The organism is Vogesella oryzae (assembly GCF_902829295.1).
Classification (GTDB): domain Bacteria; phylum Pseudomonadota; class Gammaproteobacteria; order Burkholderiales; family Chromobacteriaceae; genus Vogesella; species Vogesella oryzae.
Genome location: NZ_CADEPL010000012.1, coordinates 144,809 through 155,021, shown reverse-complemented (window position 1 = coordinate 155,021; position 10,213 = coordinate 144,809). Strand labels below are relative to the sequence as shown.

Here is a 10,213-nt window from a genome sequence, read left to right as displayed (position 1 = left end):
CAGTTTATGTCTGGTGGCCATAGCGAGGTGGTCCCACGCCTTCCCATTCCGAACAGGACCGTGAAACGCCTCAGCGCCGATGATAGTGCAGATACCTGTGTGAAAGTAGGACACCGCCAGACTCCCCCACAAGAAGCCCAGCTTGAGAAATCAAGCTGGGCTTTGTGCTTTGGGCATGGGGAAAGCAGTAGCTCGTGCGACGCGGCACTGTCCTGTGCTGACGACGTCCACCAACGCACGCGGTGGCCAACCTTGCCCGCAAGCCGCCACCAAACAGAAAGCCCGCATACGCGGGCTTTGTTATTTGTGGCGCAGGCCGGATCTGGGCTTATTCGTCACGGGTCAGCACTTCCAGCAGTTCGATCTCGAAGATCAGATTGCTGTTCGGCTTGATATGGGCGCCGATCTGGCGGTCGCCATAAGCCAGGTGGGCCGGTACAAACAGCTTGCGCTTGCCGCCGACCTGCATCCCCATCATACCGAGATCCCAGCCCTTGATTACGCGGCCGGTACCGATCACGCACTGGAACGGTTTGCCGCGATCGTAGGACGAATCGAACTTGGTGCCGTCTTCCAGATAGCCACTGTATTGAGTGGTGATGAGTGCGCCTTTGACCACGGCCTTGCCGTCGCCAACTACGATGTCTTCGATCTGCAGTTCCGTGTCCATACAGTTAATTGCCCGTGAAAGAGTGTGGAGCGGATTTTACCGTGCGATGCCGGATGCGAAAATGCCCGTCTGCGCAGGGCAGACGGGCGTGTGCTTACTTCCATTCAGGCTTGTAATCAGGCGGTGGTGGTCAGCTGCTGGCGCAGGCGCTTGGTGACGTTGACCATCGCTCGCAGTGCGGCTTCCACCTCCGGCCAACCGCGGGTTTTCAGGCCGCAGTCCGGATTTACCCACAGGCGACGGGCCGGAATCACATCCAGAGCCTTGCGCAGCAGGTTTTCCAGTTCGTGTTCTGCTGGGATGCGCGGGCTGTGAATATCGTATACGCCGGGGCCGATCTCATTCGGGTAGTGGAAGCTGCCAAAGTCGCGCAGCAGCTCCATGTCGGAACGCGAGGTTTCGATAGTGATCACGTCGGCATCCAGCGCGGCGATGGCCGGCAGGATGTCGCCGAACTCGGAATAGCACATATGGGTGTGGATCTGGGTGCTGTCGTCCACCTTGGCGCAGGACAGGCGGAACGCTTCACCTGCCCAGGCGAGATAGGCATCCCAGTCGCTGCGTTTGAGTGGCAGGCCTTCGCGCACCGCCGGCTCGTCGATCTGGATCACCTTGATGCCGGCGTTTTCCAGATCCAGTACTTCGTCGTTGATGGCCAGCGCAATCTGGCGGCATACCTCGCTGCGCGCCAGGTCGTTACGCACGAAGCTCCATTGCAGGATGGTCACCGGGCCGGTGAGCATGCCTTTTACCGGGCGACTGGTAAGACTCTGCGCATACACCGTCCAGCTGACGGTCATCGGCTGCGGGCGCGCCACGTCGCCGTAGATGATCGGCGGTTTCACGCAGCGGCTGCCGTAGCTCTGCACCCAGCCGTATTCGGTGAAGGCAAAGCCGTCCAGCTGTTCGCCAAAGTATTCCACCATGTCGTTGCGCTCGGCTTCGCCGTGTACCAGCACGTCGATGTCCAGCGCTTCCTGCTTGCGGATCACCAGTTCGATCTCCGCCTTCATCGCCGCTTCGTAATTGGCCGCATCGATCTCGCCGCGCTTGAAGGCGGCACGGGCAGCGCGAATCTCGGCCGTTTGCGGGAAGGAACCGATGGTGGTGGTGGGCAGCAGCGGCAGTTTGAGCCAGCTTGCTTGTGCCTCGGCGCGTACTGCATAGCTGCTGGCGCGCTGGTCGCTGCCCGCCGGCAGCCTGGCCAGTCGCTGGGCGACGTCGGCACGGTGAATACGCGGGTTGCTGCGGCGCTGGTCGCGGGCAAAATTGCTGGCGGCCAATTCATTGCCGATGCTGTCACGGCCTTGTTGCAGACCGCGTTTAACCAGCTTCAGTTCGTTGACCTTCTGTACCGCGAACGCCAGCCAGCTCTTCAGATCCACATCCAGTTTGATCTCTTGTGCTAGGTCGAACGGGGTGTGCAACAGCGAGCAACTTGGCGCCAGCCACAACTGCTCGCCCAGTTGTGCCTGCAGCGTCTCGGCCTGCTGCAGCACGGCGTCCAGATCTGCACGCCAGATGTTGCGACCATCGATCAGGCCGGCGGACAGTACTTTGTGTTGCGGCCAACCCTGGGTAAAGGCCGCCAGTTGCTGGGGAGCACGCACCAGGTCCAGGTGCAGGCCGGCCACCGGCAACGCTTTCAACAGTGCCGCATGGGCGGAGACATCGCCGAAATAGGTGGCCAGCAGCAGCTTCAACGGGCTGGTGGCCAGCGCGGTATAGGTCGGGGAGAAAGCTTGCAGCCATGCGGCAGGCAGATCCAGACTCAGGATCGGCTCGTCGATTTGTACCCATTCCACGCCGGCCGCGGGCAGGGCAGCCAACAGCTGGCGATAGCTGTCCAGCAGTGCCGGCAGCAGGCTGAGGCGGTCGAAGGCGGCGCCCTTGCACTTGCCCAGCCACAGCAGCGTCAACGGCCCGATCAATACCGGCTTGGCCGTGACGCCCAGCGCGCGCGCTTCGGCAATCTGCGCCAGCAATGGTGCCGGGTTGGCGGCAAAAGTGGTGTCGGCATGCCATTCCGGCACCAGGTAGTGGTAGTTGCTGTCGAACCACTTGGTCATTTCCAGTGCGTGCTGCTGGGCATTGCCGCGGGCCAGCTGGAAATACTGCGTGCTGGAAAGGTTGGCCGCATCGAAGCCGAAGCGGCGCGGAATGGCACCGACCAATACCTGTGCGTCCAGCACCTGGTCGTACAGCGAGAAATCGCCGACCGGGCTAATGTCGAGGCCGGCGCCTTTTTGCAGCAGCCAATGCTTCTGGCGCAGTTCCCGCGCGCCAGCCTGCAGGGCGGCATCGTCGATTTCGTTTTTCCAGAATTTCTCGACCAGGAATTTCAGTTCGCGTTTGGCGCCGATACGGGGAAAACCCAAAAGATGAATGTGGCTCATGTGGAATGCCTCTGTTGATTAAATTTGTGCATTCAGCATGCGCCATCTACAATCATGCGGCAAATTCATTATTTTAAAGATCAACATGAGGCATATTCATGCAACAGAGTCTGCTGGAACTGCGTCACCTGAAAACCCTGCTGGCGCTGGCAGAAACCGGTAGCGTGTCGCAGGCCGCCAAGCGGGTATTTCTTACCCAATCGGCGCTATCGCACCAGCTGAAGGCGCTGGAAGAGCACTATGGTCTGCCGCTGTTCGAGCGCAAGACCCAGCCGCTGCGCTTTACCCCGGCCGGCGAGCGCTTGCTGACGCTGGCACGTGAGGTCGGCGCCCGCATGGCCGCCGCCGAGCGCGACATTACCCGCCTGCGTGAAGGCGAGGCCGGTGAACTGCGCATTGCGGTGGAGTGCCATACCTGTTTCGATTGGCTGATGCCGGCGATGGACGCATTTCGCCGCCATTGGCCGGCGGTGGAGCTGGATATCGTGTCCGGCTTTCATGCCGATCCGGTCGGGCTGCTGCTGACGCGCCGCGCCGATCTGGCGATTACCTCGGAGGCGGAGCCACTGGATGGCATCAGCTACCAGCCGCTGTTCGCCTACGACATGGTGGTGATCATGGCCAACGACCATCCGCTGGCCGGCAAGGCGGTGTGGCAGGCCGAGGATTTTGTGACCGAGACCTTGATCCAGTATCCGGTACCGGATGCGATGCTGGATCTGCTGTGCAAGGTGCTGAAGCCGGCGGGGATCAATCCGGCACGGCGCACCTCGGAGCTGACCATTGCCATCATCCAGCTGGTAGCCAGCCGTCGCGGCGTGGCAGCGCTGCCGTACTGGGCGGTGCAGCCGTATCTGGACAAGGGCTACGTGGCCAGCGCCCGCATCGGTGCTGACGGGCTGCAGAGCGAGCTGTATGCCGCCTTGCGCAGCGACGATGCCGCGCTGGGCTATATGCAGGATTTTCTCGACACCGTGCGCGAACAGAGTTTTGCCACCCTGCCGGGTCTGAGCGTACTGGCTTGACGGGGCCGGCTGCGGCCAACGTTGGCCGCATCAGGCGGCGAGGTCGTCTGGCGCAAGCTTGTGTGTATCACGGCAGGCTTGCGCCGGCGGACGTCGCCTCACACCTTGCGCGCAAGGCGGGCGGTGGTGTGCGGCTTTAGCGCGTTTAACGCCTGCTCAGCCAGGCAACAATTTATAAAAGTAGCGCGTGGCATGCAGCACGCCATCCGGTCGGGCGGCGTAAGCGGGGATATCGCCGGCGGGCTGCCAACCCCAGCCGGGATAGAGGCTGGCGGCGACGGACTCGCTGTCGGTGTCCAGCACCAGCAAGCTGCGGCCAACCTCGCGGGCCGCCTGTTCTGCCGCCTGCATCAGTTGGCGAGCGATACCGCGGCCACGGTGGCGGCTATGCACCAGCAGCTTCTGGATTTCGCCACGGTGGCGACCGTTGGCCTTGCCGCACAACGCAAGCTGCACCGTGCCGACGATGCTGTCGTCGTGCAGCGCCAGCCAGCAGCGCAGGCTGGTGGGATGCAGCTCGCGCGCCAGCTGTTGCCAGTAATGTGCCGCTTCCTGGCCGGAAAGCGGCGCGAGAAAGCCTACCGAGGCGCCGCCGTTGACGCAGTCCTGCAGCAGCGCAGCCAGTTGTTGCTGCTGCGTGGCGTCTAGGTGCCGCGGCTCGATGATATGCATCACTCGCTGCCCAGCTCCAGGCCCAGCTCCTGGATCTTGCGGGTCAGCGTGTTGCGTCCCCAGCCCAGCAATTGCGCCGCTTCCACCTTGCGCCCACCGGTATGGACGAGGCCGCTGCGGATGCAGGTGCTTTCGAAGCGGGCGGTCAGGTCATCGATGATGCCGGTTTCGCCTGCTGCCAGACGCTGGCTGACTTCACGTGCCAGCAGCTGGGTCCAGTCACCAGCGACAGCGGGGCCGGCCGGGGGCGCTGCCGTTGCTACGGCCACGCTGCCGGAGGTGACGGCTTCGCTGGCGGCCGGCTCGTGCTCGTTGCGGAACTCCGGCGGCAGATCGGTGGCTTCTACGGTTTGGCCCGGTGCCATCACGGTAATCCACTGGCACAGGTTCTCCAGCTGTCGCACGTTGCCCGGGAACGGGTAGTGGCGTACCAGTTCCATCGCTGCCTCGGTGAGGCGTTTCGGTTCGACACCGAGGTTGGCCGCACTGCGGGCCAGGAAGTGGCGGGTCAGCAACGGAATGTCTTCATTGCGTTCGCGCAGCGCTGGCAGGCGCAGCCGGATCACGTTCAGGCGGTGGAACAAGTCTTCGCGGAACTTGCCCTGTTTGACGTGTTCTTCCAGGTTCTGGTGGGTGGCGGCGATCACACGCACATTGGCCTTGATCGGGGTATGGCCGCCGACGCGGTAGAAATGGCCATCGGACAGCACCCGCAGCAAGCGGGTTTGCAGCTCGGTGGGCATGTCGCCGATTTCATCGAGGAACAGCGTGCCGCCTTCGGCCTCTTCGAAGCGGCCGCGGCGGGTGCCCAGTGCGCCGGTGAAGGCGCCTTTTTCGTGGCCGAACAGTTCGGACTCCAGCAGGTCTTTCGGGATGGCGGCGGTGTTCAGCGCGATGAACGGCTTGCCGGCGCGCACCGAGTGGCGATGCAGTGCCTCGGCGACGCGCTCCTTGCCGGAGCCGGATTCGCCGGTAATCAGCACGGTGACGCTGGACTGGCTCAAGCGGCCGATGGCGCGGAACACATCCTGCATCGCCGGTGCCTGGCCGAGCAGGGTGGGCATATCCACCGCCGCCTCGTTGTCGTTCTCGCTGCTGCGGCTCTCTGCCAGCGCGCGCTCGATCAGCGCCACTGCCTGATCGACATCGAACGGTTTGGGCAGGTACTCGAAGGCGCCGCCCTGGAATGCCGCCACCGCGGAGTCCAGATCGGAGTGCGCGGTCATCACGATCACCGGCAGGTCCGGGTGCTCCTGTTTGACCTTGGCCAGGAATTTGAGGCCATCGGTGCCGGGCATGCGGATATCGCTGATGATGACGCTGGGCGTGCTGTCATACAGTGCGTTCAGCGCATCGTCGGCGGTGGGAAAGCTGGTATAGGCAATGCCGCTGCGGGCCAGGGACTTTTCCAGTACCCAGCGGATGGCTTTGTCGTCGTCGATGATCCAGACTGTTTGCGTCATGCTGGCTTGGCCTTGTGTATTGATTCGGGTTATTGATCCGGGCCGAACGGCAGCAGCACCGTGAAGCAGGTGTGGCCGGGCCGGGAGTCGAATTCGATGGTGCCGCCGTGCTGGTGCACGAAGGTCTGTGCCAGGGTGAGCCCGAGGCCGGTCCCTTCGGCACGGCCGGTGATCAGCGGATAGAACACGTGCTCGCGGATTTCCTCCGGGATACCCGGGCCGTTGTCGATGATTTGCAATTTCAGTGCCAGGTTATGGCGCTTGCGTGCCAGCGTGACCTGGCGTGCCACGCGAGTACGCAAAATCAGCTCGCCGCTGCCTTTCATGGCCTGTACCGCATTCTTGCCGATGTTGAGTACCACCTGGATCAGCTGCTCCTTGTCGGCGGCCAACAGTGGCAGGCTGGTATCGTAGTCGCGGCGGATGTTCAGGTTTTGCGGGTACTCGGCCAGCATGATGCTGCGCACCCGTTCCAGCACTTCGTGGATGTTGACGTCGCTGGCGACATGGCGGCGATGCGGCGCCAGCAGGCGATCGACCAGATGCTGCAGCCGTAGTGCCTCTTCGCGGATGACTTCGGTGTATTCCAGCAACTCCGGGCGGTCGGCAATTTCATGCTCAAGCAATTGTGCTGCGCCGCGGATTCCACCCAATGGGTTCTTGATTTCGTGCGCCAGATTGCGGATCAGCTCGCGATTGGCTTGCTGCTGCAACAGGTGGCGCTCTTCGTTGACGATGCGCAGTTGCTGGTCGATAGGGCGCATCTCCAGCAGGGCCAGCCGTGGCGGGCTGTCGATCGGGGTGACGGTGAGGCCGACGTGGATGGCTTCGGCGCCATCGGGCAGCAGCTCCAGATCGTGCTCGATAAAGCTGCCGGCGTGGTCCAGGGCCATTTGCACCGCATTGCGCAGCGGCTTGTTGTTATGGAAGCGTTCGTACAGGGTGAGCTTTTTCAGCTCTTTATGGCTGATACCAAGCAGGTCTTCACAGGCGGGATTGACGAAGTGCAGCAGCCCGCTGCGCTCGACGATCAGGACCGGGGTATCGAGCAGTTCCAGTCCGGAATATGCATGCGTTGTCATGTGGCGGATGCCCGATGTTGGTGTGGCATGCAACTAGCAAGAAGCAAGCCCACTTGCGGGTGCTACAAACTAGTGCAGAAAAGGCTTATGCACTAGTTTAGTGCATTTATCCGCCCAGTTCCCGCTTCAATGCCTCAATATTGCGCTCGCGATCGGTAACCTCGTCGCGCAGGCGCAGTAACTGCTCGGGCTTGCTGCTGTTTTTCTGCTGCGCATCAAGCAAGGCGCCACGCGCGATCAGTAGTGCCTTGTGCTCGTTGGCAAGCTCTGTCTCCAGAATGCGGCGGCGGCTAACATCGCGCTGGCGCTGGGTGCCGGCATCGATGCTGGGCATGCCGGGCGCTGCGGGGGGCTGGGATTCGAGCGCGGCCTTGCGGCGTGGACTTGTGCTGGGTGTCGTGCCATTGGGGCTGACCATAATGGCATTGGCGCCTACTCTGGGCACATTGGTGAAGGTGACATGCCCGTCCTTGTCGACAAACTTGTAGATGGTGTCGGCATTGGCGGTGGTGCAGCAGGTTGCCAGCAACAGGGCGGTCAGATAGCGGGGCATCGGCGTTACGGAAGGTGGACCTGTGCGGATGATAGTAAATTACCGCGCTGCCGTCATGCTGCCGGATATGAAAAACCCCGCACCGTTGCCGGTGCGGGGTTTCAGCTGTACGCGGGGTCGAGTCGCTTACAGGCTGTAGTACATCGCGAATTCTACCGGGTGGGTAGTCATGCGGGTCAGGTTCACTTCCTTCATCTTCAGTTCGATGTAGGCGTCGATCCATTCGTTGGAGAATACACCGCCACGGGTCAGGAACTCGCGGTCTGCATCCAGCGCGGCCAGGGCTTCATCCAGCGAGGCGCACACGGTCGGAATCAGCTTGTCTTCTTCCGGCGGCAGATCGTACAGGTTCTTGTCGGCAGCATCGCCCGGGTGGATCTTGTTCTGGATACCATCCAGACCCGCCATCAGCAGGGCGGAGAAAGCCAGGTACGGGTTGGCCAGCGGATCCGGGAAGCGAGCCTCGATGCGGCGGCCTTTCGGGTTGGCTACGTGCGGGATACGGATGGAAGCGGAACGGTTCTTGGCGGAGTAGGCCAGTTTTACCGGCGCTTCGTAGTGCGGAACCAGACGCTTGTAGGAGTTGGTACCCGGGTTGGTGATGGCGTTCAGTGCCTTGGCATGCTTGATGATGCCGCCGATGTAGTACAGGGCGGTATCGGACAGGCCGGCGTAGCCGTCACCGGCGAACAGGTTCTTGCCGTCTTTCCAGATGGACTGGTGAACGTGCATGCCGGAGCCGTTGTCGCCAACGATCGGTTTCGGCATGAAGGTCGCGGTCTTGCCGTAGCTGTGCGCTACGTTGTGTACCACGTACTTCAGGATCTGGGTCCAGTCGGCACGCTGGGTCAGGGTGCTGAACTTGGTGCCGATTTCGTTCTGGCCGGCGGTGGCCACTTCGTGGTGATGTACTTCAACCGGTACGCCCAGCTCTTCCAGCAGCAGCACCATGGCCGAGCGGATGTCTTGCGAGGAGTCAACCGGCGGTACCGGGAAGTAGCCGCCTTTCACGCCCGGACGGTGGCCGGTGTTGCCGCCTTCGAATTCTTCGGCGGAGGCCCAGGCAGCTTCTTCTGCCTTGATCTTCACGAAGCAGCCGGACATGTCGGTGCCCCAGGTGATGCTGTCGAAAATGAAGAATTCCGGTTCCGGACCAAAGAAGGCGGTGTCACCAATACCGGAGGCCTTCAGGTAGGCTTCGGCGCGCTTGGCAACGGAGCGCGGGCAGCGGTCGTAGCCCTTGCCGTCGGCCGGATCGATCACGTCGCAGGACATGAATACGGTCGGCTCGTCGTAGAACGGGTCGATCTTGGCGGTAGCCGGGTCGGCCATCAGCAGCATGTCGGAGGCCTGGATGCCTTTCCAGCCAGCGATGGAGGAGCCGTCGAAAGCGTGACCGCGTTCGAACCACTCGTCGGCATCTTCCAGCAGTACGTGTGCCGGGATGGTTACGTGCTGCTCTTTACCCATTGTGTCGGTAAAGCGCAAGTCGACAAATTTAACGTCGTTGTCTTGAATCAGCTTGACTACGTCTGCAACCGCCATGGATATCTCCTAGTGAGAAAGCTATGTGCCGGGGATAGAAAGGCACTAAATACAGGTGTGCCACGGGTAAAGCATGAAGCGTGCCAGATTATTACGGCGCTATTTCTGGGCGTTTACGCAAGCGTGGTCCGCATCTGCCCCATTATGATGCACCAAATTGGGGTTTGCATGATGTTGATGCCTCAAGTTGGTGCTTTGCTCTGAGGCTTGGACGCTGGTTAATGGTGGCCATTATCATGCAGGAAAGACTGTGATGTCCCGATGACAATCCATTCAACCGCGGCGCTTGGCGCCAGTACTAGAAGGAAAACGACATGACAACAGAAAACCTGCTGGCTACCGCGCGTGAACGCGGCGCGCAACTGGGTCTTGCTTACAGTGGTGCCTTGCTGCCTGCAGAAGCCTGGGCGTTGCGTCAGGCATCGCTGGGCTGCGTGATTGTCGATGTACGCAGTGCTGCCGAATGGCAGTTCGTCGGCGTGGTGCCAGATGCGGTACGGGTGGAGCTGCGCACTTTCCCCGGCATGCAGCCAAATACCCAGTTTGTCGCCCAGTTGGAGGCTCAAGTCCCCAAGGACGCGACCGTGCTGTTCATCTGTCGCTCCGGTGCCCGCTCGGATGAAGCCGCCAAGTTGGCCGCAGAGGCTGGCTACCGCGATGCCTACAATATTCTGGAGGGTTTCGAGGGGGATCGTGATGCCGCGCAGCATCGTGGTTGCGTCAACGGCTGGAAGGCAGCGGGGCTGCCGTGGATTCAGGGCTGACAGCAAGGCGGGGCAACGGTTGCAGTTTCCTGTCCGACAAGGC

9 protein-coding genes and 1 rRNA gene are annotated in these 10,213 nt (G+C 61.8%); 3 read left to right on the top strand and 7 right to left on the bottom strand.

Annotated features, from left to right (window positions below; genetic code table 11):
- Nucleotides 1–9: 9 nt before the first annotated feature.
- Nucleotides 10–122: ribosomal RNA gene (rrf, locus tag HU218_RS05500) — 5S ribosomal RNA — on the top strand.
- A gap of 206 nt (nucleotides 123–328) precedes the next feature.
- Here rrf and HU218_RS05495 read toward each other — a convergent pair.
- Nucleotides 329–670, bottom strand: coding sequence for an FKBP-type peptidyl-prolyl cis-trans isomerase (locus HU218_RS05495; protein WP_174873933.1), 342 nt, complete (start codon nucleotides 668–670; stop codon nucleotides 329–331).
- Nucleotides 671–786: 116 nt separating this feature from the next.
- Complete coding sequence (gene metE / locus HU218_RS05490) at nucleotides 787–3,066, bottom strand: 5-methyltetrahydropteroyltriglutamate--homocysteine S-methyltransferase (protein WP_174873932.1); 2,280 nt, start codon at nucleotides 3,064–3,066, stop codon at nucleotides 787–789.
- A gap of 98 nt (nucleotides 3,067–3,164) precedes the next feature.
- On the opposite strand from metE, the gene HU218_RS05485 reads away from it, so the two are divergent.
- Entirely contained in the window at nucleotides 3,165–4,091 is a 927-nt protein-coding gene (locus tag HU218_RS05485; protein WP_174873931.1) for a LysR family transcriptional regulator, read from the top strand.
- A 156-nt stretch (nucleotides 4,092–4,247) separates the two neighbouring features.
- Here HU218_RS05485 and HU218_RS05480 read toward each other — a convergent pair whose 3' ends face one another.
- From HU218_RS05480 to glnA, 5 genes are all read right to left on the bottom strand, one after another.
- On the bottom strand, nucleotides 4,248–4,763 hold the full coding sequence (locus HU218_RS05480) for a GNAT family N-acetyltransferase (protein WP_174873930.1): 516 nt from the start codon (nucleotides 4,761–4,763) through the stop codon (nucleotides 4,248–4,250).
- A complete protein-coding gene (gene ntrC / locus HU218_RS05475) occupies nucleotides 4,763–6,226 on the bottom strand; it encodes a nitrogen regulation protein NR(I) (RefSeq protein ID WP_174873929.1) in 1,464 nt (487 codons plus the stop codon). The genes HU218_RS05480 and ntrC overlap by 1 nt, the downstream gene beginning before the upstream one ends.
- Nucleotides 6,227–6,255: 29 nt before the next feature.
- Nucleotides 6,256–7,308, bottom strand: a complete 1,053-nt coding sequence (glnL, locus tag HU218_RS05470) for a nitrogen regulation protein NR(II) (RefSeq protein ID WP_174873928.1) — start codon at nucleotides 7,306–7,308, stop codon at nucleotides 6,256–6,258.
- 106 nt (nucleotides 7,309–7,414) lie between these two features.
- Nucleotides 7,415–7,861, bottom strand: a complete 447-nt coding sequence (locus HU218_RS05465; RefSeq protein WP_174873927.1) for a DUF4124 domain-containing protein — start codon at nucleotides 7,859–7,861, stop codon at nucleotides 7,415–7,417.
- Between the two features lie 126 nt (nucleotides 7,862–7,987).
- Nucleotides 7,988–9,406, bottom strand: a complete 1,419-nt coding sequence (glnA, locus tag HU218_RS05460) for a type I glutamate--ammonia ligase (RefSeq protein WP_174873926.1) — start codon at nucleotides 9,404–9,406, stop codon at nucleotides 7,988–7,990.
- Nucleotides 9,407–9,720: 314 nt separating this feature from the next.
- On the opposite strand from glnA, the gene HU218_RS05455 reads away from it, so the two are divergent.
- The gene (locus tag HU218_RS05455; RefSeq protein ID WP_174873925.1) at nucleotides 9,721–10,170 is read left to right on the top strand and encodes a rhodanese-like domain-containing protein; all 450 of its coding nucleotides are present in this window, start codon (nucleotides 9,721–9,723) and stop codon (nucleotides 10,168–10,170) included.
- The last annotated feature ends 43 nt before the right edge of the window (nucleotides 10,171–10,213 follow it).

Excerpts from the sequence above, each read along its gene's own strand:
- HU218_RS05495 (WP_174873933.1), bottom strand. The coding sequence starts at position 670 with ATGGACACGGAACTGCAGATCGAAGACATCGTAGTTGGCGACGGCAAG.
- metE (WP_174873932.1), bottom strand. The coding sequence starts at position 3,066 with ATGAGCCACATTCATCTTTTGGGTTTTCCCCGTATCGGCGCCAAACGC.
- HU218_RS05485 (WP_174873931.1), top strand. The coding sequence starts at position 3,165 with ATGCAACAGAGTCTGCTGGAACTGCGTCACCTGAAAACCCTGCTGGCG.
- HU218_RS05480 (WP_174873930.1), bottom strand. The coding sequence starts at position 4,763 with ATGCATATCATCGAGCCGCGGCACCTAGACGCCACGCAGCAGCAACAA.
- ntrC (WP_174873929.1), bottom strand. The coding sequence starts at position 6,226 with ATGACGCAAACAGTCTGGATCATCGACGACGACAAAGCCATCCGCTGG.
- glnL (WP_174873928.1), bottom strand. The coding sequence starts at position 7,308 with ATGACAACGCATGCATATTCCGGACTGGAACTGCTCGATACCCCGGTC.
- HU218_RS05465 (WP_174873927.1), bottom strand. The coding sequence starts at position 7,861 with ATGCCCCGCTATCTGACCGCCCTGTTGCTGGCAACCTGCTGCACCACC.
- glnA (WP_174873926.1), bottom strand. The coding sequence starts at position 9,406 with ATGGCGGTTGCAGACGTAGTCAAGCTGATTCAAGACAACGACGTTAAA.
- HU218_RS05455 (WP_174873925.1), top strand. The coding sequence starts at position 9,721 with ATGACAACAGAAAACCTGCTGGCTACCGCGCGTGAACGCGGCGCGCAA.